Origin of the sequence: Rathayibacter sp. VKM Ac-2926, assembly GCF_022815565.1 — a bacterium.
GTDB classification, from domain to species: domain Bacteria; phylum Actinomycetota; class Actinomycetes; order Actinomycetales; family Microbacteriaceae; genus Rathayibacter; species Rathayibacter festucae.
Genome location: NZ_JALGRS010000010.1, coordinates 128,561 through 150,763, shown reverse-complemented (window position 1 = coordinate 150,763; position 22,203 = coordinate 128,561). Strand labels below are relative to the sequence as shown.

Genomic DNA, 22,203 nt, shown 5'->3' with positions numbered 1-22,203 from the left:
GACGACAACACGGAGGACACTGATGGCCAACCCGCTGAAGAAGACGATGGTGTACCTCGGACTCGCCGACGAAGAGGTCGAGTACGAGCGTGCCGAGACCGTCGAGGCGGCCCCCGCGACAGCGCACCGCGCCCCGGTCTCCCCGGTCCAGCCGGTCCCGCCGGTCGAGCCGACCCCGCAGCAGCCCCGCGCGACGGTCACCCCGCTCCGCAAGCCCACCCCCCAGACCCCGAAGGCGACGGCACACGCTGAGATGAACGAGATCCTCACCGTCCACCCCAAGCAGTACCGCGACGCTCAGGTGATCGCGGAGAACTTCCGCGACGGCATCCCCGTCATCATCAACCTCTCGCAGATGAGCGACGCCGACGCGCGCCGCCTGATCGACTTCGCCAGCGGCCTCTCGCAGGGCCTCTACGGCCGCATCGAGCGCGTCACGAGCAAGGTGTTCCTCCTCTCCCCGTCGCACATCACGGTCGCGGGCGATTCGGCCTCCGCCGAGAGCGACGCCGACGCGTCGTTCTTCGCGAAGTCCTGATCCCGGGAGCCCTGTCGTTCGGTGAGCTCCGTCATCTCGCTCTTCGCGAGCGTCCTCTACTTCGCGCTCCTGCTGTACTTCTTCGCCATGTGGGCGCGGTTCGTCCTGGATCTCGTCCGGGTGATCCGCCGCGAATGGCGCCCTCGCGGTGTGGGACTCGTGGCGGCCGAGACCGTCTACACGGTCACGGATCCGCCGATCTCCTTCTTCCGCCGCGTGATCAAGCCGGTCTCGATCGGCCCGATCGCCCTCGACTTCGGCTGGAGCCTCACCATGCTCTGCGTCATCGTGGGCATGTACATCGCCACCTGGCTCCAGCGCGTCTGATGCCCGGCGGTGCACGGGTCGCCCGCGTCCCCTGTATCGTTGGCGTCGATCGGACGTGCTCCGCTGTGCCCGCACTGCGCCGCGCGCTCCCAGTTGCTAGCTTTAGTCGTTGCTAGCTCCAGCCGAACGTTCTTGAACGTGTACCTACTTGAAATCGAAGGTGGAAAGCCATGGCGCTCACTCCCGAAGATGTTGTCAACAAGCGGTTCCAGCCGACGAAGTTCCGCGAGGGATACGACCAGGACGAGGTCGACGACTTCCTCGACGAGGTCGTCGTGGAGCTCCGCCGCCTGAACCAGGAGAACGAGGAGCTGCGCCAGCGCCTCTCCTCCGGTGACTCGCGGCCGATGGACGCCCCCGTCGCGTCCACGCCGGCCCCCGCTCCCGTGGTCGACGAGACCCCGGCTCCCGAGCCGGAGCCCGAGCCCGAGCCGGAGCCCACCCCGGCCCCCGCCCAGGCCGCTCCCGCCGCCTCGCAGTCGGCTCCGGTCGACGAGGCCGAGAGCTCCAGCGGACTCCTGCAGCTCGCGCGCCGTCTCCACGAGGAGCACGTCCGCGAGGGTGCCGACAAGCGCGACGCTCTCGTCGCCGAGGGCCGTGCCACCGCCGCGCGCATCGTCGCCGAGGCCGAGGCCAAGCAGCGTGCCCAGGTCGCGAAGCTCGAGGAGGAGCGCGCGACGGTCGAGCACCGCATCGACGAGCTCCGCACCTTCGAGCGCGAGTACCGCCAGAAGCTGAAGAGCTACATCGAGGGCCAGCTCCGCGACCTCGACACCCAGCCGGTGTCGGCCGAGTCGTCCTCGTTCCCCGGCTTTGGGGCGTAGCACCACCGCAGCGAACGTCAGGCCGAGGGTGCTCGTCACCCTCGGCCTCGTTGCGCTCGCGGTGTTCGCGATCGACCAGACCGCGAAGCACCTCGTCAGCACCGGGCTCACGCTCGGTGAGGACGTGCACGTCCTCGGCGACGTGCTGATCCTGCACTACGTGAAGAACCCCGGAGCCGCGTTCTCGCTCGCGAGCGGCTCCACCTGGATCTTCTCGATCATCGCCGCGTGCGTGGTCGTCGCCGTGATCTGGTTCTCCCGGCGCATCCGCTCGACGGCGTGGGCGCTGTTCTTCGGCCTGCTGCTCGGCGGCACGCTCGGCAACCTGTTCGACCGGCTCTTCCGCGAGCCGTCGTTCGGTCTCGGCCACGTGGTCGACTTCCTCTACACGCCGTGGCTGCTGCCGGCGATCTACAACGTCGCCGACATCGCGATCTGCACGGCGATGGGGCTCTTCGTGATCCTCAGCCTGCGCGGCGTGAACCTCGACGGCACGCGCTCCTCGCGGAAGGCCGAGCAGGCCGCCGCGGAGGACGGTGCGGACACCGACAGCACCGCGGCGATCGACTCCGAGCCGCGCGGCGGCGCCTGATGGTGCAGTCCCGCTCGCTGCCCGTCCCCGACGGACTCGCCGGCCTCCGCGCCGACGCGGCCGTCGGCAAGCTCCTCGGCTTCTCGCGCACCTTCGCCGCCGAGGTCATCGACGCCGGCGGCGTCACCGCCGACGGCCGGGTGCTCGACAAGAGCGACCGCGTCGCCGCGGGCGCCTGGCTCAGCGTCGAGTGGAGTCCCCGCGAGGAGCCGCGCATCGTCCCGATCGCGGTCCCCGATCTGGGGATCGTCCACGACGACGACGACATCGTGGTGATCGACAAGCCCGTCGGGGTCGCGGCGCACCCGGCCGTCGGCTGGGAGGGCCCGACCGTGCTCGGCGCCCTCGCCGCGGCCGGCTTCACGATCTCGACCTCCGGCGCCGCCGAGCGGGCGGGCATCGTGCACCGCCTCGACGCCGGCACGAGCGGCCTGATGGTCGTCGCGAAGTCCGAGCGCGCGTACACCCACCTCAAGCGCGCCTTCCACGACCGGCTGGTCGAGAAGATCTACCACGCCGTCGTGCAGGGGCACCCCGATCCGCTGACCGGCACGATCGACGCGCCGCTCGGACGTCACCCCTCCTCGGACTGGAAGTTCGCGATCCGCGCCGACGGCAAGCCCTCGGTCACGCACTACGAGACGATCGAGGCGTTCCCCTTCGCCTCGCTCCTCGAGATCCGGCTCGAGACCGGCCGGACGCACCAGATCCGCGTGCACATGGCGGCCCAGCGCCACCCCTGCGTGGGCGACGCGATGTACGGGGCCGATCCCACGCTCTCCAAGCGCCTCGGCCTCACCCGGCAGTGGCTGGACGCCGTGCGGCTGGCCTTCACCCACCCGGGCACGGGGGAGTGGGTGCAGTTCGAGGCGACCTACCCGGACGACCTCGCGCACGCGCTGGACGTCCTCCGCGGGGAGTGACGCGGGTAGACTTTCGGTCTCCCTGCCCGCAGTCCGTCGGAGGCGCATCCTTTGCCGAGTAACGATTCCTTCGTCCACCTGCACGTGCACAGCGAGTACTCGATGCTCGACGGTGCCGCCCGGGTCAAGCCGCTGATCGACGCGGCGGTGGAGGAGGGCATGCCGGCGATCGCCGTCACCGACCACGGCAACGTGTTCGGCGCCTTCGACTTCTGGCGCACCGCGACGGCGGCGGGGATCAAGCCGATCATCGGCACCGAGGCGTACATCACCCCCGGGACGCACCGCTCGGACAAGACCCGGATCCGCTGGGGCGACGGCGGCGGCGACGACGTCTCCGGCTCGGGCGCCTACACGCACATGACGCTGCTGAGCTCGACGACGACCGGCATGCACAACCTCTTCCGGCTCTCCTCGCGCGCCTCGATCGAGGGCTACTACTTCAAGCCCCGGATGGACCGCGAGATCCTCGCCGAGCACTCCGAGGGCCTCATCGCGACCACCGGCTGCCCGAGCGGCGAGGTGCAGACGCGTCTGCGCCTCGGGCAGTACAAGGAGGCGCGGCAGGCGGCCGCCGACTACCGCGACATCTTCGGCAAGGAGAACTACTTCGCCGAGATCATGGACCACGGCCTCGAGATCGAGCGCCGCGTCATCGGCGACGTGATCCGGCTGGCGAAGGACCTCGATCTGCCGCTGGTGGCGACGAACGACCTGCACTACACCCACGCGCACGACGCCACCTCGCACGCGGCGCTGCTCTGCGTGCAGTCGGGCACCACGCTCGACGACCCCAAGCGCTTCAAGTTCGACGCGGACGAGTTCTACCTCAAGTCCCCGCGCGAGATGCGCCAGGTCTTCCGCGACCACCCCGAAGCCTGCGACAACACGCTGCTGATCGCCGAGCGCTGCGACGTGCAGTTCGACACCTCCGCGAACTACATGCCGCGCTTCCCCGTCCCCGAGGGGGAGACCGAGGACACCTGGTTCGTGAAGGAGGTCGAGGCCGGGCTGAACGAGCGGTACCCGGACGGGATCTCCCAGGAGGTGCGCGACCGCGCGGACTACGAGTCCCGCGTCATCCTGCAGATGGGCTTCCCGGGCTACTTCCTCGTCGTCGCCGACTTCATCAACTGGTCCAAGCGCAACGGCATCCGCGTCGGCCCGGGCCGCGGCTCCGGAGCCGGCTCGATGGCCGCCTACGCGATGAAGATCACCGATCTCGACCCGCTGAAGCACGGCCTGATCTTCGAGCGCTTCCTCAACCCCGACCGCGTCTCGATGCCCGACTTCGACGTCGACTTCGACGACCGTCGCCGCGGCGAGGTCATCCGCTACGTCACCGACAAGTACGGCGACGAGCGCGTCGCGCAGATCGTCACCTACGGCACCATCAAGGCGAAGCAGGCGCTCAAGGACGCCTCGCGCGTGCTCGGCTTCCCGTTCGGGATGGGCGAGAAGCTCACCAAGGCGATGCCGCCCGCGATCATGGGCAAGGACATCCCGCTGACCGGGATCAACGACCCCGAGCACCCGCGCTACAAGGAGGCGCTCGACGTCCGGAACGTCATCGCCGAGGACCCGCAGGCGAAGCTCGTCTTCGAGACGGCCCTGGGCCTGGAGAACCTCAAGCGCCAGTGGGGCGTGCACGCGGCCGGCGTGATCATGTCGAGCGATCCGCTCAAGGACATCATCCCGATCATGAAGCGGGAGCAGGACGGCCAGATCGTCACGCAGTTCGACTACCCCGCCTGCGAGTCGCTCGGCCTGATCAAGATGGACTTCCTGGGGCTGCGGAACCTCACGATCATCGACGATGCCCTCGACAACATCCGCGCCAACCGCGGTCAGGACCTCGTCCTCGAGGACCTCGCGCTCGACGACCCGGCCGCCTACGAGCTGCTGGCCCGCGGCGACACGCTCGGCGTCTTCCAGCTCGACGGCGGGCCGATGCGCGGGCTCCTGCGCCTGATGAAGCCCGACAACTTCGAGGACATCTCCGCGGTCCTCGCGCTCTACCGGCCGGGCCCGATGGGTGCCGACTCGCACACCAACTACGCGCTGCGGAAGAACGGCGTCCAGGAGATCACCCCGATCCACCCGGAGCTCGAGGAGCCGCTCGCCGAGGTGCTCGGCGGCACCTACGGGCTGATCGTCTACCAGGAGCAGGTGATGTCGATCGCGCAGAAGCTCGCGGGCTTCACGCTGGCGCAGGCCGACCTGCTCCGCCGCGCGATGGGCAAGAAGAAGAAGTCCGAGCTGGACAAGCAGTTCGAGGGCTTCTCCGGCGGCATGGCCGACAACGGCTACTCGATGGCCGCGGTGAAGACCCTCTGGGACATCCTGCTGCCCTTCTCCGACTACGCGTTCAACAAGGCGCACTCGGCCGCGTACGGCGTCATCTCCTACTGGACCGCCTACCTCAAGGCGCACTTCCCCGCGGAGTACATGGCCGCGCTGCTCACCAGCGTCGGCGACTCCAAGGACAAGATGGCCGCCTACCTCAACGAGTGCCGGCGGATGGGCATCAAGGTGCTGCCGCCGGACGTCAACGAGTCGATCGGCTTCTTCACCGCCGTGGGGCCCGACATCCGCTTCGGCCTCGGTGCCGTTCGCAACGTCGGGACCAACGTCGTCGAGGGCATCCGAGTCGCCCGGGAGGAGAAGGGGCGCTTCGAGTCGTTCCACGACTTCCTCCGCAAGGTGCCGCTCCCGGTCGCGAACAAGCGCACCATCGAGTCGCTGATCAAGGCGGGCGCGTTCGACTCGCTCGGCTCGACCCGGCGCGCGCTCGTCGAGGTGCACGAGGACGCGGTCGAGGCCGCCGTCGGGGAGAAGCGCAACGAGGCCAACGGCCAGGTCGGGTTCGACTTCGACAGCCTCTGGGACGAGCCGCAGGCCGCGATCCAGGTGCCGACCCGGCCGGAGTGGGCCAAGCGGGACAAGCTCGCCTTCGAGCGCGACATGCTCGGCCTCTACGTCTCCGACCACCCGCTCGCCGGGCTCGAGACGGAGCTGGCCAAGCACTACAGCACGACGATCGCCGACCTCCTGGTCTCGGAGTCGATCGGCGACGGCGAGACGGTGGTCGTCGCCGGACTCGTCACGAGCGTGCAGCACCGGATGGCGAAGGCCTCCGGCAACCAGTACGGGATGATCCAGGTCGAGGACTTCGGCGGCGAGATCACCTGCATGTTCATGGGCAAGGCGTACCAGGAGTTCGCTCCGGCGCTGACGAACGACTCCATCGTCGTCGTCCGCGGCCGCGTCAGCATGCGCGACGACGGCATGAACCTGCACGCGTTCAGCCTCTTCGCCCCCGAGATGAGCCAGGACGGCGACTCCGGGCCGCTGACCGTCTCGATGCCGGAGTCGCGCGCGACGACCGACACCGTCTCGCAGCTCAGCGACGTGCTCATCCGCCACTCCGGCCGCACCGAGGTCCGCCTGAAGCTGATCAAGGGCGACACGGCCCGCGTCTTCGAGGTCCCGTTCCCGGTCCGGATCACCCCGGACCTCTTCGGCGAGCTGAAGAGCCTGCTGGGTCCGAACTGCCTGTACTGAGCCGCGCCGACGCGGCGCGCGCTGCACATGCTGGTCGAGCAGCTGCGCAGCGGCGTATCGAGACCCGGTGACCGGCGTGCGGGCGGCGTCTCGAGATCGCGCTCGGACGGCGCGGGAGGCGCCCGCGGGGGAGCGGCGCGAGCGCGGCCGGTAGGCTGGGGCGGCCATGATTCAGACTCTCGATCTGCGGGGGCGGCGTCCGTCCGCCGCCGAGCTCCTCGCCCTCGTTCCGCGCAATCCGGGCACCTCCGCCGCCGTCGGGCCCGTCGTCGCCGAGCTGATCGCCGACGTCCGCGCGCGCGGCGCCGAGGCGCTGCTCGAGCAGGCGGAGCGCCTCGACGGCGTCCGCCCGCCGCACCTGCGCGTGCCCGCCGAGGAGATCGCCGCGGCGGTCCGCGACCTCGACCCCGCGATCCGTGCGGCCCTCGAGGAGGCGATCGTCCGCGTCCGCAAGGCCAGCGCCGCGCAGATCCCGCCGGCCCGCACCACGGTGCTCGACGACGGCGCCACCGTCACCCAGCGCTGGCAGCCCGTCGGCCGCGCCGGCCTCTACGTCCCCGGCGGCAAGGCCGTCTACCCCTCCAGCGTGATCATGAACGCTGTGCCCGCCCAGGTCGCCGGCGTCGGCTCCGTCGCGCTCGCCTCGCCGCCGCAGAAGGCGTTCGGCGGCTCCGTGCACCCGACGATCCTCGCCGCCGCCGGGCTCCTCGGCGTCGACGAGGTCTACGCCATGGGCGGCGCGGGAGCGGTCGCCGCCCTCGCCTACGGCGTCGACTCCCTCGGCCTCGACCCGGTCAGCATCATCACGGGCCCCGGCAACGTCTGGGTCACCACCGCCAAGCGCCAGGTGCTCGGCCAGGTCGGCATCGACTCCGAGGCCGGACCCACCGAGATCCTCGTCATCGCCGACTCCAGCGCCGACCCGCGCCTGATCGCCGCCGACCTGGTCAGCCAGGCCGAGCACGACGAGGCCGCCTCCGCCCTCCTCGTCACCGATGATCCGGCCCTCGCCGAGGCCGTCGGCCGCGAGATCGTCGAGCAGGCCGCGCGCACCCAGCACTCCGAGCGCGTCGGCATCGCCCTCTCCGGCCCGCAGTCGGCCCTCGTGATCGTCGACGACCTCGAGATCGCCTGCGCGTTCAGCGACGCCTACGGCCCCGAGCACCTCGAGCTGCACACCGTCGACCCCGAGGCCACCGCCGAGCGGATCCACGACGCCGGTGCCGTCTTCCTCGGCCCGACCACCCCGGTGAGCCTCGGCGACTACCTGGCCGGTTCCAACCACGTGCTGCCGACCCTCGGGCAGGCGCGCTTCTCCTCCGGTCTCGGCGCGCACACCTTCCTCCGCCCGCAGCAGCTCGTCTCCTACGACCGCGCCGCCCTGCAGCGCGTGGCCCCGCACATCCGCGCGCTGAGCGACGCCGAGGCGCTCCCCGCGCACGGCGACGCCGTCGACGCCCGCTTCGCCTGACCTCGAGAGGCACCCGAGATGTTCTGCCCCTTCTGCCGGCACCCCGACTCCCGCGTGATCGACTCGCGCACCAGCGACGACGGCCTCTCCATCCGCCGCCGCCGCCAGTGCCCGTCCTGCGGCCGCCGCTTCTCCACCACCGAGACCGCGAGCCTCGTCGTGATCAAGCGCAGCGGAGTCGTGGAGCCGTTCAGCCGCGAGAAGATCGTCAGCGGCGTCCGGAAGGCCTGCCAGGGCCGCCCGGTGACCGACACCGACCTCGCCGTGCTCGCCCAGCGGGTCGAGGAGAACCTCCGCTCCACCGGCGCCTCGCAGATCGACGCGAACGACATCGGCCTCGCCATCCTCGTCCCCCTCCGCGAGCTGGACGAGGTCGCCTACCTGCGCTTCGCGAGCGTCTACCAGGCGTTCGACTCCCTCGACGACTTCGAGTCGGCGATCGCCCTGCTGCGCGCCGAGCGCCCCGCCGCCCTGCACACCGCCGACGAGCTGTGAGGGCCGCCGTGTACCCGCTGCTGTTCTCCACCGTGCTCACGCGCCTCGATCCCGAGCGGGCGCACCACCTCGCCTTCCCGGTGATCCAGGCGCTCGGCCCCGTCGCCCCGCTCGTCCGCCGGCTCACCGTGCCGCGCGCCGACCTCTCGGTCGAGGCGCTCGGCCTGCGCTTCCGGACGCCGTTCGGCGTGGCGGCCGGCTTCGACAAGGACGCGACCGCCGTGCTCGGTCTCGGCGCGCTCGGCTTCGGCCACGTCGAGGTGGGCACGCTGACCGCCCGCGCCCAGCCCGGCAACGACCGCCCGCGGCTCTTCCGGCTGATCGCCGACCGCGCGCTGATCAACCGGATGGGCTTCAACAACCACGGCGCCCGTGCGGCGGCCGGTCGCCTCGCCCGCCTGCGCAGTGCCCGGGGCCGCCCCGTGATCGGCGTCAACATCGGCAAGAGCCGGGTGGTCGACGTCGACGACGCGGTCGAGGACTACCTGGTCAGCGCCCGGATGCTCGCGCCGCTCGCCGACTACCTGGTCGTCAACGTCAGCTCGCCGAACACCCCGGGCCTGCGCGGCCTGCAGGAGATCGACAAGCTCGAGCCGCTGCTCGCCGCGGTCGCCGAGGCGGCGGACACGACTCCGCTGCTCGTCAAGATCGCGCCGGACCTCTCGGACGAGGAGGTCGTCCGCGTCGCCGAGCTCGCGGTGCGCCTCGGCCTCGCCGGTGTCATCGCCACGAACACCACCCTGTCCCGCGAGGGACTGCGCACCGACCGCGCCGTCGTCGAGCGCGCGGGAGCGGGCGGGCTCTCCGGCGCTCCGCTCGCCGCGCGCGCGCTCGAGGTGCTGCGGGTCATCCGCGGTGTCGTCCCCGCGGAGTTCTGCGTGATCTCCGTCGGGGGAGTGGACACCGCGGAGGACGTGCAGGAGCGGCTCGACGCCGGCGCGACGCTGGTGCAGGGCTACTCGGCGTTCGTCTTCCGCGGCCCGCTCTGGGGCCGTCAGATCAACCGCGGGCTCGCCAGGCTGCGCGCCGCGTAGTCCGACACCGCCGGGACCGGTCCGGCCTCTGCCGGCCCGGTTCGTGCCGCCGGGTCAGGCCGGGAACGCTCCGCGCTTGACCTGAGGCTTGGGCAGGCGCATCACGCGCAGCTGCAGGGCGCGCATCGCGGCGTACCACGGGATGCCCTTCTCGACCTTGTCGGCGCCGCCGAAGCGCTCGGCGAGCTTCTTCTTCAGGCGGCGGCCCAGCAGGATGCAGTCGAGGACGGCGAGCAGGAAGAACGCCCACAGGATGATCAGGGTGAGCGAGGCGAGCTCGGGCTGCGGGAAGAAGCTGATCAGCAGCACGACGACCATCACCGGGATGAGGAACTCGCCGAAGCTGAAGCGCGCGTCGACGTAGTCGCGGACGTACTTGCGCTGCGGGCCCTTGTCGCGCACCGGCAGGTAGCGCTGGTCGCCGGCGGCCATGCCGACGCGGGCCTGCTCGCGCAGCTCCGCGGTCTTCGAGCGGGCGTCCCGCGCGGCCTGCTTGCGGTCGGTCACGACCAGCGGACGCTTGCGGGCGAGCTCCTGCTCGCGGCGCGTCGGGGTCGGCCGGCCCTTCCCGATGGCCGTCACGTCGGCGTCGTCGGGGGTGTCGGGTGCGATCGGGTGCTTGGCCACAGGGGAACGTCCTTGGAATCGAGGGTCTCTTAAGATTACCTCCATGGCTCACGACGCTCCGACTCCGTCCTCCACCCTGTCCGCCGCCGAGGAGGAGGTGCTCGCCGCCGTGCGCGACGACCTGCCCCGCTCGCTCGGCGAGCTCGGCCGGCTCGTCCGGATCCCCTCCGTCTCCTGGGACGGCTTCGACGCCACCCGCGTCGCCGCCAGCGCCGAGGCGATCGCCGAGCTCGCCCGGGAGACGGGTGCCTTCGACGAGGTCTCGATCCGCAGCTCCACCATCGGCGACTCCGACCTCCTCGGTCAGCCCGCCGTCCTCGCGACGCGGGCCGCCCGCAACGGCGCACCCACCGTCCTGCTCTACGCCCACCACGACGTCCAGCCGCAGGGGGCGGAGGAGGCGTGGGAGACGCCGCCGTTCGAGCCGACCGTGCGCGGCGACCGTCTCTACGGCCGCGGTGCCGCGGACGACAAGGCGGGCGTGGTCTCGCACCTCGCCGCGGTCCGTGCCCTGCGCCGGGTGGCGGGCGACGACCACGACCTCGGCCTCGTGCTCTTCATCGAGGGCGAGGAGGAGTTCGGCTCGCGCTCGTTCCCGACCTTCCTCCGCGAGCACCACGACGCGCTGCGGGCCGACGTGATCGTGGTCGCCGACAGCGACAACTGGGACATCGACACCCCCTCGCTCACCGTGGGCCTGCGCGGCAACGTCACGCTGACCCTCACCGTCCGCACCCTCGACCACGCCTCGCACTCCGGCATGCTCGGCGGCGCGGTGCCCGACGCGATGCTCGCGACGATCCGCCTCCTCGACACGCTCTGGAACGAGGACGGCTCGGTCGCGGTCGCCGGGCTCACCGAGCACGACGGTGTGGTTCCGGAGACCACCGAGGAGGACCTGCGCCGCGACTCCGGCCTCCTCGACGGGGTCTCGCCGATCGGCTCCGGTCCCCTCCTCTCCCGGATCTGGTCGAAGCCGTCGATCACGGTCACCGGCATCGACGCGCCCAGCGTGGTGGACGCCTCCAACACCCTCAGCCCGTCCGTGCGGGTCAAGATCAGCGCCCGCATCGCTCCCGGCCAGGAGGCGCAGGAGGGCTTCACCGCCCTCGAGCGGCACCTGCGGGCGCACGCTCCGTTCGGCGCCCACCTCGAGATCGCCGACGTCGACACGGGGGAGCCCTTCCTGGTCGACACCTCGGGCTGGGCCGTCGGCCTGGTCGAGCAGGCGATGGCCGACGCCTGGGGCCGCGCGCCGCTGGAGACCAGCGTCGGCGGCAGCATCCCCTTCATCGCCGACCTCGTGCGCGAGTTCCCGGACGCGCAGATCCTGGTCACCGGTGTCGAGGACCCGGACTCGCGCGCGCACAGCCCGAACGAGTCCCTCCACCTCGGCGTCTTCCAGCGCGCGGCGCAGACGGAGGCGCTGTTCCTGCTGCGCGCCGCCGAGCACCGGGCCTGAGCGATTCGGAATAGCCCGGCCCGCGCCCGGGTTGCCACCGTAGAATCGTCGGCAGCACGCCGTCCGATCCCGCCGGCTCTGTTCCCGCTCGGCTCCGTTCCGACCGATCCCACCGAGGAGTGACATGTCCGACACGACACTGACCGCCAGCACCACCACCGCGGCGCACGGCGTCTCGATGACCCCCGTCGCCGCCGCGAAGGTGAAGAGCCTCCTCGAGCAGGAGGGCCGCGACGACCTGCGCCTGCGCGTGGCCGTCCAGCCCGGCGGCTGCTCCGGCCTGATCTACCAGCTCTACTTCGACGAGCGCACGCTCGACGGTGACGCCGCGGTCGAGTTCGAGGGCGTCGGCCTCGTCGTCGACAAGATGAGCGTCCCCTACCTCGACGGCGCCTCGATCGACTTCGAGGACACCATCCAGAAGCAGGGCTTCACCATCGACAACCCCAACGCCGGCGGCAGCTGCGCCTGCGGCGACAGCTTCCACTGATCACCAGCGGCGACACGCCGCACGGCCCGCTCGAACGGCGCCCGACTCCCCGCTCCGGCGGGCGGCCGGGCGCCGTTCGCCGTTGCAGCACCACTTCGGCGAGAGGTCAAGAGCGGGTGCCGGTGCACTCCCTGCCGACGACGGCGGGTAGGCTAGGGCCGGTCTAATACAGTTTCGTGTGAACTGGTCCCCAGTCTTCCGAAAGGTCACCGGTGCGCTTCAATCGCCGTCTCCGCCGATGGGTCGCAGTACCCGTCGCAGGAGCTCTCGCCCTCGTCCTCGCGGGCTGCACGCAGGAGCAGCTGCAGGGCTGGCTCCCCACTGAACCCGGCACGACGAACCACGTCGACCGGGTCATCGGACTCTGGGTCACCTCCTGGATCGTCCTGCTCGCCGTGGGTGTCATCACCTGGGGCCTGACGATCTGGGCGGTCGTCGTCTACCGCCGCCGGAAGGGCCAGACCGGCCTCCCCGTGCAGCTGCGCTACAACATGCCGATCGAGATCTTCTACACGATCGTGCCGCTGATCCTCGTGATCGGCTTCTTCGCCTTCACCGCGCGCGACCAGGCCGCCATCGAGCAGGCCTACGACGACCCGGACGAGACCATCCAGGTCTACGGCAAGCAGTGGGCGTGGGACTTCAACTACGTCGACGAGGACGTCTACTCCGCGGGCATCCAGGGCCAGTACGAGGACAGCGCCGACGGCGCCGGCTCGCTGGTCGAGTCCGAGGTCCCGACGCTCTACCTGCCGGTGAACCAGAAGATCAAGATCCAGCTCGACGCCCGCGACGTCATCCACTCCTTCTGGGTCGTCGACTTCCTCTACAAGAAGGACATGATCCCCGGCAAGACGAACTACATGTACGTCACGCCGCTCAAGGAGGGGACCTACGCCGGCAAGTGCGCCGAGCTCTGCGGCGAGTACCACTCCGCGATGCTCTTCAACGTGAAGGTCGTCTCGCAGGGCGAGTACGACGACTACATCCAGTCGCTGCGCGACGCGGGCCAGACCGGCCAGCTCGGCGCCGAGTACGACCGCAACAGCAACCTGCCCGGCACCGGCGCGCCGGCCCGCACCGAGAACGAGGAGTAGAGGGAGCATGAGCACCGCCACAGCACCCGCCCCGTCCCGCTCATTCGGCACACCGCCGGTCGAGCGCAAGGCGAACGTCCTCGTTCGCTGGATGACGTCCACCGATCACAAGGTCATCGGGTACATGTACCTGATCACCTCGTTCATCTACTTCTGCATCGCGGGCGTGATGGCCCTGGTCATCCGCGCCCAGCTCTTCGAGCCCGGCCTCGCCGTGGTCGAGACCCGCGAGCAGTACAACCAGCTCTTCACCATGCACGGCACGATCATGCTGCTGATGTTCGCGACGCCGCTCTTCGCGGGCTTCGCCAACGTCCTCATGCCGCTGCAGATCGGCGCCCCGGACGTCGCGTTCCCGCGACTCAACGCGTTCGCGTACTGGCTCTACAGCTTCGGCTCGCTGATCGCGGTCGCCGGCTTCATCACCCCGCAGGGCGCCGCGTCCTTCGGCTGGTTCGCCTACGCGCCACTCTCGAGCACGACGTTCTCGCCAGGGCTCGGCGGCAATCTCTGGGTCTTCGGCCTGGCACTGTCCGGCTTCGGCACGATCCTCGGTGCGGTGAACTTCATCACCACGATCATCACGATGCGCGCCCCCGGCATGACGATGTTCCGCATGCCGATCTTCACCTGGAACATCCTGGTGACGTCGATCCTCGTGCTGCTGGCCTTCCCGGTCCTCGCGGCGGCGATGTTCGCCCTCGGTGCCGACCGCGTGTTCGATGCGCACATCTACGACGCGGCCAACGGCGGCGTGCTGCTCTGGCAGCACCTGTTCTGGTTCTTCGGCCACCCCGAGGTGTACATCATCGCGCTGCCGTTCTTCGGCATCGTCTCCGAGGTCTTCCCGGTCTTCAGCCGCAAGCCGATCTTCGGCTACAAGACGCTGATCTACGCGACCATCGCGATCGCCGCCCTGTCCGTGACCGTGTGGGCGCACCACATGTACGTCACCGGCTCGGTCCTGCTGCCGTTCTTCTCGCTGATGACGATGCTCATCGCGGTCCCGACCGGCGTGAAGATCTTCAACTGGATCGGCACCATGTGGCGCGGATCGGTGACGTTCGAGACCCCGATGATCTGGGCGATCGGCTTCCTGATCACCTTCACCTTCGGTGGCCTCACCGGCGTCATCCTCGCCTCGCCGCCGCTGGACTTCCACGTGTCCGACTCGTACTTCGTCGTCGCGCACTTCCACTACGTGGTGTTCGGCACCGTCGTGTTCGCGATGTTCTCGGGCTTCTACTTCTGGTGGCCCAAGTGGACCGGCAAGATGCTGAACGAGACCCTGGGCAAGTGGCACTTCTGGCTGCTGTTCATCGGCTTCCACACCACCTTCCTCATCCAGCACTGGCTCGGAGTCGTGGGCATGCCCCGCCGCTACGCGAGCTACCTGCCCGAGGACGGCTTCACCTGGATGAACCAGCTGTCGACGATCGGCGCGATGATCCTCGCGGTCTCGCTCATCCCGTTCTTCCTCAACGTGTACATCACGGCCCGCAAGGCGCCGAAGGTCACCGTGAACGACCCGTGGGGCTTCTCGCGCTCGCTCGAGTGGGCGACCTCCTGCCCGCCGCCCCGGCACAACTTCACCTCCATCCCGCGCATCCGCAGCGAGGCTCCGGCCTTCGACCTCAACCACCCCGAGGCCGGCATCCCCGTCGGCATCGGCCCGGCGAAGGACGCTCCGGACGCCCCCACGTACGACAAGTCCGAAGGCACGGTGAAGTAGGGCCATGCGCGCCAACGTCAATCTGTTCTGGCTGCTCGCCGGGTTCTTCCTCCTCGCTGACGTCACCTACATCCTCTGGTCGCTGATCGACACCGGCCAGGTCGAGTGGGTCGGTACCGTGGGCATCGCGCTCTCGTCGGTGCTGGGCGGCTTCATCGCCTTCTACGTCGGCCGGGTGCACAAGGCCCAGGGCGCCGAGCTGCCCGAGGACCGCCTCGACGCCGACATCGACGACGGAGACCCCGAGCTGGGCTTCTTCAGCCCGTGGAGCTGGTGGCCGCTGATCCTCGGCGGCTCCGCCGCGCTGGCCTTCCTCGGCCTCGCGGTCGGCTTCTGGATCACCTACATCGCGGTCGGCCTCTTCCTGGTCGCCATCGCCGGCTGGGTGTACGAGTACTACCGCGGGTACTTCGCCCGCTAGGCGGGCTGCACGGCTCCGAGGGCCGGGTGCAGGAGGTTTCGACCTCCGGCACCCGGCCCTTTCGCGCGGGGCGAGGGCGCCCGCGGGGCGGGTGCGGGCGTCTGTGGTCTGCCTCGGGCGTCCCGACACCGCGAACGGGCGTGAAACGGGCTCTGAAGGGCCCCCTGAGGCCGCCCCGAGTCCACTCGTGCTATCGCTGGGCCGCGAACGGACCCGTCACGGGCCTCAGCCGACTGCCTGCGTCCGTTCCGGAGAGTCTCGAAGGGCGGAGCACCCTTCATGCTGGTCGAGTAGCCCCGCAGCGGCGTATCGAGACCCGGCTTCCTCAACAGGGCGGGTCTGCAGACTCTCGCTCTGACGTGGGTGGATCTACTTGGAAGAGACGCCCGCAGACATGCTGGTCGAGTAGCCCCGCAGGGGCGTATCGAGACCCGCGCACCCCAAGGACGTCGTTCTCTTCCCCGCTTGCACTGGCGCCGGAGGCGCCCCCTCCGCTCGATACGCCCGCTTCGCGGGCTACTCGATCAGCACTATCGACTCCACGGCTCGCTCCGCAGTACGGGTCGGCACACTGCGTGTTCTGAGGTGGGTGGATCTCCTTGGAAGAGACACCCGCAGACATGATGGTCGAACAGTTCCGTAGGGGCGTATCGAGACCAGGGGTCCTCAGCAGGGCGGGTCTGCAGAGTCGTGTTCTGACGGTGGTGGATCTCGATACGCCCGCTGTGCGGGCTACTCGATCAGCATGAGGGCGGCGGTGCTGTCCGTGCTGGTCGAGTAGCCCCGTAGGGGCGTATCGAGACCAGGGGTCCTCAGCAGGACGGTCTGCAGAGTCGCGTTCTGACGGTGGTGGACCTCGATACGCCCGCTGTGCGGGCTACTCGATCAGCATGAGGGCGGCCGTGCTTTCCATGCTGGTCGAGTAGCCCCGCAGGGGCGTATCGAGACCAGGGGTCCTCAGGAGGGCGGGTCTGCAGAGTCGCGTTCTGACGGTGGTGGATCTCGATACGCCCGCTGGGCGGGCTGCTCGATCAGCATGAAGGGCGGGCTCTGCTGTGCGGGGGTGCCGCTCGGTCAGTGGTGCGCTCTGTGCGGGATGGTCGACCAGGGGACGACGAAGGGCCCGGACGCTGTGCGTCCGGGCCCTTCGGGAGAGGGAGTCAGTGCTCGCTGTGCGAGCTCTCGAGCTCCTTCTGGGTGACGGGGGTGATCCGGTCCTCGAAGAACCAGCGGGAGAGGCCGGCGCGCACGCGCTCCGGGGCGGTGATGCGACCACGGGAGTCCGGGCGGATCATGAGGGGCTCGTACTCCTCCTGGCCGACCAGCTTCCAGCGCTCGTACGCGTCGAGCTGCTGGTGCACCTCGATGAACTCGCCGCCGGGGAGGCGGACGATGCGGCCGGACTCGAAGCCGTGCAGGGCGATCTCGCGGTCCTTCTTCTGCAGGGCGAGGCAGATGCGCTTCGTGACGAAGTACGCGATGACCGGACCGGCGAAGAGGAGGAACTGCAGGGCGTGGATGACGCCCTCCATCGTGAGGTGGAAGTGCGTCGCGATGATGTCGGAGGACGCCGCAGCCCAGAGGACGGCGTAGAACGTGACTCCGGCGGCACCGATCGCGGTGCGGGTCGCGGCGTTGCGCGGGCGGTCGAGCAGGTGGTGCTCGCGCTTGTCACCGGTGATCCAGGCCTCGAGGAACGGGTAGAGCAGGACGACGACGATGAACAGCCCGACCACGGAGAGCGGCAGGAGGATGTTGAACGAGATCGTGCCGAGGCCCGGGATCGCCCACTCGAGTCCCGGCGGGACCAGACGCAGGGCACCGTCGGCGAAGCCGATGTACCAGTCGGGCTGGGTGCCGGCGGAGACGGGGGAGGGGTCGTACGGGCCGTAGTTCCAGATCGGGTTGATCGTGAACAGCGAGGCGATGAGGACGACGACACCGAAGACGATGAAGAAGAATCCACCGGCCTTGGCGGCGTAGACCGGGAGCACCGGGTAGCCGACGACGTTCTGCTCGGTCTTGCCCGCACCCGGGAACTGGGTGTGCTTGTGGACGACCACGAACACGAGGTGCAGGGCGATGAACGCGAGCACCAGCGCCGGCAGCAGCAGGATGTGCAGGGTGTACAGGCGGCCGACGATGTCGGTGCCGGGGAACTCGCCGCCGAAGAGGAGGAACGAGACCCAGGTGCCGACGATCGGGATGCCCTTGACCATGCCGTCGATGATGCGGAGGCCGTTGCCCGAGAGCAGGTCGTCCGGGAGGGAGTAGCCGGTGAAGCCCTCGGCCATCGCCAGGATGAAGAGGACGAAGCCGATGACCCAGTTGATCTCGCGGGGCTTGCGGAACGCGCCGGTGAAGAAGATGCGGAGCATGTGCAGGCCGATCGAGGCCACGAACAGCAGGGCCGCCCAGTGGTGGATCTGGCGCATCAGCAGGCCGCCGCGGATGTCGAACGAGATGTCGAGCGACGAGGCCATCGCCGCGGACATCTCGATGCCCTTGAGCGGCAGGTAGCTGCCCTCGTAGTGCGTCTCGACCATGGAGGCCTGGAAGAAGAAGGTGAGGAAGGTGCCCGACAGCAGGATGATCACGAAGCTGTAGAGCGCGACCTCGCCGAGGAGGAACGACCAGTGGTCCGGGAAGATCTTGCGGCCGAACTCCTTGACGACCGCCGAGATGCTCGTGCGCTCGTCGATGTAGTTCGACGCGGCCCCGACGTAGCCCTTCTGCAGCTTGCCGCTGCCGAGGATGACGCCGTCGCCGGGCTCCGCGGGCGACGCCGCGGGGCGGGAAGGTGTGGTGGTGGACATGTGTGTCATCGCTCCCAGAAGGATGGTCCGACCGGCTCCGTGAAGTCGCTGCGGGCGACCAGGTATCCGTCGGCGTCGATGGTGATGGGGAGCTGCGGAAGCGGGCGCTTCGCAGGACCGAAGATGACCTCGGCCTCGCGCTTGATGTCGAACTGCGACTGGTGGCACGGGCACAGGAGGTGGTGGGTCTGCTGCTCGTACAGCGCCACGGGGCAGCCGACGTGCGTGCAGATCTTGGAGTAGGCGACGATGCCGTCGTAGTTCCAGGTCTCGCGACCCTCGCTGACGGTCAGGTCCTCGGGCTTCAGGCGCATCAGGAGGACGGCGGCCTTGGCCTTCTCCTCCAGCTTGCCCTCGACCTCGTCGAGTCCCTCGGGGATGACGTGGAAGGCGGAGCCCAGCGTGACGTCCGATGCGAGGATCGGCGCTCCGGAGGGGTCCAGGGTGAGCCGCGTGCCCTCGCGCCACATCGTGGTCTTGAGGAGGGCGACGGGGTTCTGGTCCTGCGGTCCGAGGCCTCGGAACAGGATCACGGCGGGCAGGGGGAAGACGATCAGCGAGCCGATGAGGCTGTTGCGGATCAGCGAGCGCCGGCCGAAGCCGGACTCCTTGTCGGACTGGTCGAAGATCTCGAGCGCGCGGGCACGGGTGTCCTCCGCGCTGCGGACGGGGTGGCGGATGTCGATGCCCTCGTGGTCGGACATCAGCTGCTTGCCCCAGTGGACGGCGGCGATGCCGATGCCCAGGAGTGCCAGCGACATGCCCAGGCCGATGAACAGCGTGTTCAAGCGGACCGACTCGATGTTCTCCGTGATCGGGAACGCCATGTAGGCGGCCACCGCGAAGATCGAGCCCGCGAAGGAGAGGTAGAAGAGCGTGTAGACCGTGCGCTCGGCCCGCTTCGCGACCTTGGGGTCGAGGTCGGTCATCCGGGGGCGGTGCGGCGGGAGGCCCGGGTCCTGGACGCGGTCCCGCGTCACGACCGCGGTGCCGGCCGGAGCACTCCCGTGCCCGGTGGCCGACGAGGTGGCGAGGTCGGTGCCACCCTCATCGTGCTCTGCCATGGTTCTCCTTTTCACGCCGTGTCGACGCCGCTCGGCGTCGTGGGGGTCGAGCGCCCGCCAGGGCGCCGGTGTCTGCTAGTTGGATCGTGCGGTGATCCACACCGTCAGGGCGACGATGGAACCGAGTCCGAAGATCCAGAGGAAGAGGCCTTCGGCGACGGGGCCGAGGGAGCCCAGGGCGAACCCGCCCGGGGAGGGGTTGGCCTCGATGTACTTGAGGTAGGAGATGATGTCGCGCTTGTCTTCCGGCGAGATGTTGAGGTCGTTGAAGACCGGCATGTTCTGCGGGCCGGTGACCATCGCCTCGTAGATGTGCGCCTCGGTGACGCCGCCCAGCGGGGGAGCGAACTTGCCCTCGGTCAGGGCGCCGCCGGCGCCGGCCACGTTGTGGCACATCGCGCAGTTGATCCGGAAGAGCTCGGCGCCGTTGGCCGAGTCGCCCTGGGCGTCGAGGACCTCGCCGCTGGGGATGGCGGGGCCGGGCGCCAGCGAGGCGACGTAGGCCGCCAGCTCGGCGACCTGGTCGTCGGTGAACTGCACCGGCTTCTCGAGGGCCTGCGGGCCGTGCATCTGCATCGGCATGCGGCCGGTGCCGACCTGGAAGTCGACCGAGGCGGCGCCGACGCCGATCAGCGACGGAGCGTTGTCGGTGCCCGCGGCGTCGAGGCCGTGGCAGGTGGCGCAGTTGGCGGCGAAGAGCTTCGAGCCCTCGTCGATCGTCTGCTGGCTGGTGGCCGAGGTCTCCGCGGAGGCGGAGGTCGCGACGCCGACGGCCGCGTAGGTGCCGCCGGTGAGGCCGAGGCCGATCGCGATCAGGGCCAGCGTGGCCAGGGGGTGACGGCGACCCTTCTTGGCGCGGCTCTTCGTCTTCGGGGAGGCCATCGAGGCAACCTTCCTGCGGGGTTCGGGAGTGTGGTGGGGCATGGAGGCGGCTGGCCTCACTTCAGGAAGTAGATGACGACGAAGAGGCCGACCCAGACGACGTCGACGAAGTGCCAGTAGTAGGACACGACGATCGCGCTGGTCGCCTCCTTGTGGCCGAAGTTCTTGACGGCGAAGGCGCGGCCGATGACGAGCAGGAAGGCGATGAGCCCGCCGGTCACGTGCAGGGCGTGGAAGCCGGTCGTGAGGTAGAACGCGGAGCCGTAGGCGTTGCTCGAGAGGGTGACGCCCTCCGAGACGAGGGTCGCGTACTCGAGGACCTGGCCGCAGACGAAGACTGCTCCGAGGGCGTAGGTGAGGAAGAACCACTCGACCATGCCCCACTTGAACGGGCTGAGCCCGGTGGACCGGGGCTGCAGGCGCTCGGCGGCGAAGACGCCGAACTGGCAGGTGAACGACGAGGCGACCAGGATCACCGTGTTGACGCTCGCGTAGGGGACGTTCAGGATGCTGGTCTCGGCCGACCACAGCTCCGGTGAGGTGCTGCGGAGGGTGAAGTAGATCGCGAACAGGCCCGCGAAGAACATGACCTCGCTGCCCAGCCAGACGATCGTTCCGACCGCGACCGGGTTGGGTCGGTTCACTGCGGGCACGGTGGCCGTGGGGGAGAGAGAGGTGCTCGTCACACAGACCATTATGGACGATCGCAAGGGGGGGAACTCGCACTTCCCGTGGGGCCTTCGTAGTCGCATAATCTGAGAGCCATGTCGGAAACCCTGTCCTGGCCGCTCATTCTCGGCTCACTCCTCGACTCCTCCGATCTCTCGGTGTCGGAGGCGACCTGGGCCATGGAGCGGGTGATGCAGGGCGAGGCCACGCCGGCGCAGCTCGCGGGCCTGCTGATCGCGCTGCGCGCCAAGGGCGAGACGGTCGACGAGATCGTCGGCTTCCGCGACGCGATCCTCGAGCATGCGGTGCCGCTGGACGTGGATCCGATGGCCCTCGACATCGTCGGGACCGGCGGGGACCGCTTCGGCACGGTCAACATCTCCTCCACCGCGTCGATCATCGCGGCGGCCGCGGGAACGCCGGTCATCAAGCACGGGAACCGCGCGGCGTCCTCTTCATCGGGCTCCTCCGACGTGCTCGCGGCGCTCGGCGTCGATCTGACGCTCTCCGCCGACCGGGTGGCCGAGGTGTTCCGCCGGACGGGCATCGCCTTCGTCTTCGCCGCGATGTTCCACCCGGGGTTCCGCCACGCCGGGCCCGTGCGGGCCGAGCTGGGCGTGCCGACCGTCTTCAACTTCCTCGGGCCGCTCTGCAACCCGGCGCGGCCGGAGGCGTCCGCCGTCGGGGTCGCGCACCTGGACCGGGTCCCGCTCTTCGTCGGGGTGTTCCAGACCCGCGGTGCGACCGCGCTCGTCTTCCGCGGCGACGACGGTCTCGACGAGCTGACCACCACCGGGCACAGCCACATCTGGGAGGTCTCGCGCGGCTCGGTCGTCGAGCACGACCTCGACCCGCGCGACCTCGGCCTGCGCCGCGCGAGCATCGACCAGCTCCGCGGGCGCGACGCCGCCTACAACGCGCAGGTGGTGCGCTCGGTCCTGGCCGGCGAGGAGGGGCCGGTGCGGGACATCGTGCTGCTGAACGCGGCGGCGGGACTGATCGCGTTCGATCTGGCGCGCGACCCGGGGCTGATCCGGACGGCGATCCTCGACCGCCTCCGCTCGGCGCTCGACCGCGCCGCGCAGGCGGTCGACTCGGGTGCCGCGACGGCGAAGCTGGACCAGTGGGTCGAGGAGACCCGGCGCGGCGCCTGAGCCGCGCGGCGGGGCCTGCGC

Annotated in this window: 20 protein-coding genes; 15 read left to right on the top strand and 5 right to left on the bottom strand. The window is 69.8% G+C overall.

Annotated features, from left to right (window positions below; translation table 11 throughout):
* The first annotated feature begins 22 nt into the window (after positions 1 to 22).
* From MT351_RS14760 to MT351_RS14720, 9 genes are all read left to right on the top strand, one after another.
* Positions 23 to 538, top strand: a complete 516-nt coding sequence (locus MT351_RS14760; RefSeq protein ID WP_123446142.1) for a cell division protein SepF — start codon at positions 23 to 25, stop codon at positions 536 to 538.
* Positions 539 to 559: 21 nt separating this feature from the next.
* Positions 560 to 865, top strand: a complete 306-nt coding sequence (locus MT351_RS14755) for a YggT family protein (protein WP_260300677.1) — start codon at positions 560 to 562, stop codon at positions 863 to 865.
* A 170-nt stretch (positions 866 to 1,035) separates the two neighbouring features.
* Entirely contained in the window at positions 1,036 to 1,689 is a 654-nt protein-coding gene (locus MT351_RS14750; RefSeq protein WP_123446143.1) for a DivIVA domain-containing protein, read from the top strand.
* Between the two features lie 28 nt (positions 1,690 to 1,717).
* Entirely contained in the window at positions 1,718 to 2,281 is a 564-nt protein-coding gene (lspA, locus tag MT351_RS14745; protein WP_123735886.1) for a signal peptidase II, read from the top strand.
* 2 nt (positions 2,282 to 2,283) lie between these two features.
* The gene (locus tag MT351_RS14740; protein WP_123736007.1) at positions 2,284 to 3,204 is read left to right on the top strand and encodes an RluA family pseudouridine synthase; all 921 of its coding nucleotides are present in this window, start codon (positions 2,284 to 2,286) and stop codon (positions 3,202 to 3,204) included.
* Between the two features lie 102 nt (positions 3,205 to 3,306).
* On the top strand, positions 3,307 to 6,768 hold the full coding sequence (gene dnaE, locus MT351_RS14735; RefSeq protein ID WP_243582555.1) for a DNA polymerase III subunit alpha: 3,462 nt from the start codon (positions 3,307 to 3,309) through the stop codon (positions 6,766 to 6,768).
* 166 nt (positions 6,769 to 6,934) lie between these two features.
* Positions 6,935 to 8,239, top strand: coding sequence for a histidinol dehydrogenase (hisD, locus tag MT351_RS14730; RefSeq protein WP_243582540.1), 1,305 nt, complete (start codon positions 6,935 to 6,937; stop codon positions 8,237 to 8,239).
* An 18-nt stretch (positions 8,240 to 8,257) separates the two neighbouring features.
* Entirely contained in the window at positions 8,258 to 8,734 is a 477-nt protein-coding gene (gene nrdR / locus MT351_RS14725; protein WP_123446147.1) for a transcriptional regulator NrdR, read from the top strand.
* Between the two features lie 8 nt (positions 8,735 to 8,742).
* Entirely contained in the window at positions 8,743 to 9,768 is a 1,026-nt protein-coding gene (locus tag MT351_RS14720; RefSeq protein ID WP_243582554.1) for a quinone-dependent dihydroorotate dehydrogenase, read from the top strand.
* Positions 9,769 to 9,822: 54 nt separating this feature from the next.
* On the opposite strand, the gene MT351_RS14715 is transcribed toward MT351_RS14720, so the two are convergent.
* Entirely contained in the window at positions 9,823 to 10,395 is a 573-nt protein-coding gene (locus MT351_RS14715; RefSeq protein ID WP_243582539.1) for a DUF3043 domain-containing protein, read from the bottom strand.
* A gap of 43 nt (positions 10,396 to 10,438) precedes the next feature.
* Here MT351_RS14715 and MT351_RS14710 point away from each other — a divergent pair, with 43 nt between their 5' ends.
* From MT351_RS14710 to MT351_RS14690, 5 genes are all read left to right on the top strand, one after another.
* Positions 10,439 to 11,857: a dipeptidase gene (locus MT351_RS14710; protein ID WP_243582538.1), complete on the top strand. Its 1,419-nt coding sequence runs from the start codon at positions 10,439 to 10,441 to the stop codon at positions 11,855 to 11,857.
* Between the two features lie 124 nt (positions 11,858 to 11,981).
* Positions 11,982 to 12,347 (top strand): iron-sulfur cluster insertion protein ErpA, encoded by a 366-nt coding sequence (erpA, locus tag MT351_RS14705; RefSeq protein ID WP_123446151.1) that lies wholly within the window; start codon positions 11,982 to 11,984, stop codon positions 12,345 to 12,347.
* Between the two features lie 212 nt (positions 12,348 to 12,559).
* On the top strand, positions 12,560 to 13,444 hold the full coding sequence (gene coxB / locus MT351_RS14700) for a cytochrome c oxidase subunit II (RefSeq protein ID WP_123446152.1): 885 nt from the start codon (positions 12,560 to 12,562) through the stop codon (positions 13,442 to 13,444).
* A 7-nt stretch (positions 13,445 to 13,451) separates the two neighbouring features.
* On the top strand, positions 13,452 to 15,176 hold the full coding sequence (ctaD, locus tag MT351_RS14695) for a cytochrome c oxidase subunit I (protein ID WP_123446153.1): 1,725 nt from the start codon (positions 13,452 to 13,454) through the stop codon (positions 15,174 to 15,176).
* Positions 15,177 to 15,180: 4 nt separating this feature from the next.
* Positions 15,181 to 15,597 (top strand): cytochrome c oxidase subunit 4, encoded by a 417-nt coding sequence (locus tag MT351_RS14690; protein WP_123446154.1) that lies wholly within the window; start codon positions 15,181 to 15,183, stop codon positions 15,595 to 15,597.
* A 1,160-nt stretch (positions 15,598 to 16,757) separates the two neighbouring features.
* On the opposite strand, the gene MT351_RS14685 is transcribed toward MT351_RS14690, so the two are convergent.
* From MT351_RS14685 to MT351_RS14670, 4 genes are all read right to left on the bottom strand, one after another.
* The gene (locus MT351_RS14685) at positions 16,758 to 18,413 is read right to left on the bottom strand and encodes a ubiquinol-cytochrome c reductase cytochrome b subunit (RefSeq protein WP_132436337.1); all 1,656 of its coding nucleotides are present in this window, start codon (positions 18,411 to 18,413) and stop codon (positions 16,758 to 16,760) included.
* A 5-nt stretch (positions 18,414 to 18,418) separates the two neighbouring features.
* Complete coding sequence (locus tag MT351_RS14680; protein ID WP_243582537.1) at positions 18,419 to 19,477, bottom strand: ubiquinol-cytochrome c reductase iron-sulfur subunit; 1,059 nt, start codon at positions 19,475 to 19,477, stop codon at positions 18,419 to 18,421.
* A gap of 75 nt (positions 19,478 to 19,552) precedes the next feature.
* Complete coding sequence (locus tag MT351_RS14675; RefSeq protein WP_123735878.1) at positions 19,553 to 20,359, bottom strand: c-type cytochrome; 807 nt, start codon at positions 20,357 to 20,359, stop codon at positions 19,553 to 19,555.
* A 56-nt stretch (positions 20,360 to 20,415) separates the two neighbouring features.
* Complete coding sequence (locus MT351_RS14670; RefSeq protein WP_123446158.1) at positions 20,416 to 21,054, bottom strand: heme-copper oxidase subunit III; 639 nt, start codon at positions 21,052 to 21,054, stop codon at positions 20,416 to 20,418.
* Between the two features lie 69 nt (positions 21,055 to 21,123).
* On the opposite strand from MT351_RS14670, the gene trpD reads away from it, so the two are divergent.
* The gene (gene trpD / locus MT351_RS14665) at positions 21,124 to 22,182 is read left to right on the top strand and encodes an anthranilate phosphoribosyltransferase (RefSeq protein ID WP_123735877.1); all 1,059 of its coding nucleotides are present in this window, start codon (positions 21,124 to 21,126) and stop codon (positions 22,180 to 22,182) included.
* The last annotated feature ends 21 nt before the right edge of the window (positions 22,183 to 22,203 follow it).

Excerpts from the sequence above, each read along its gene's own strand:
- MT351_RS14760 (WP_123446142.1), top strand. The coding sequence starts at position 23 with ATGGCCAACCCGCTGAAGAAGACGATGGTGTACCTCGGACTCGCCGAC.
- MT351_RS14750 (WP_123446143.1), top strand. The coding sequence starts at position 1,036 with ATGGCGCTCACTCCCGAAGATGTTGTCAACAAGCGGTTCCAGCCGACG.
- dnaE (WP_243582555.1), top strand. The coding sequence starts at position 3,307 with ATGCTCGACGGTGCCGCCCGGGTCAAGCCGCTGATCGACGCGGCGGTG.
- hisD (WP_243582540.1), top strand. The coding sequence starts at position 6,935 with ATGATTCAGACTCTCGATCTGCGGGGGCGGCGTCCGTCCGCCGCCGAG.
- nrdR (WP_123446147.1), top strand. The coding sequence starts at position 8,258 with ATGTTCTGCCCCTTCTGCCGGCACCCCGACTCCCGCGTGATCGACTCG.
- MT351_RS14710 (WP_243582538.1), top strand. The coding sequence starts at position 10,439 with ATGGCTCACGACGCTCCGACTCCGTCCTCCACCCTGTCCGCCGCCGAG.
- erpA (WP_123446151.1), top strand. The coding sequence starts at position 11,982 with ATGTCCGACACGACACTGACCGCCAGCACCACCACCGCGGCGCACGGC.
- ctaD (WP_123446153.1), top strand. The coding sequence starts at position 13,452 with ATGAGCACCGCCACAGCACCCGCCCCGTCCCGCTCATTCGGCACACCG.
- MT351_RS14690 (WP_123446154.1), top strand. The coding sequence starts at position 15,181 with ATGCGCGCCAACGTCAATCTGTTCTGGCTGCTCGCCGGGTTCTTCCTC.
- MT351_RS14685 (WP_132436337.1), bottom strand. The coding sequence starts at position 18,413 with ATGTCCACCACCACACCTTCCCGCCCCGCGGCGTCGCCCGCGGAGCCC.
- MT351_RS14680 (WP_243582537.1), bottom strand. The coding sequence starts at position 19,477 with ATGGCAGAGCACGATGAGGGTGGCACCGACCTCGCCACCTCGTCGGCC.
- MT351_RS14675 (WP_123735878.1), bottom strand. The coding sequence starts at position 20,359 with ATGGCCTCCCCGAAGACGAAGAGCCGCGCCAAGAAGGGTCGCCGTCAC.
- MT351_RS14670 (WP_123446158.1), bottom strand. The coding sequence starts at position 21,054 with ATGGTCTGTGTGACGAGCACCTCTCTCTCCCCCACGGCCACCGTGCCC.
- trpD (WP_123735877.1), top strand. The coding sequence starts at position 21,124 with ATGTCGGAAACCCTGTCCTGGCCGCTCATTCTCGGCTCACTCCTCGAC.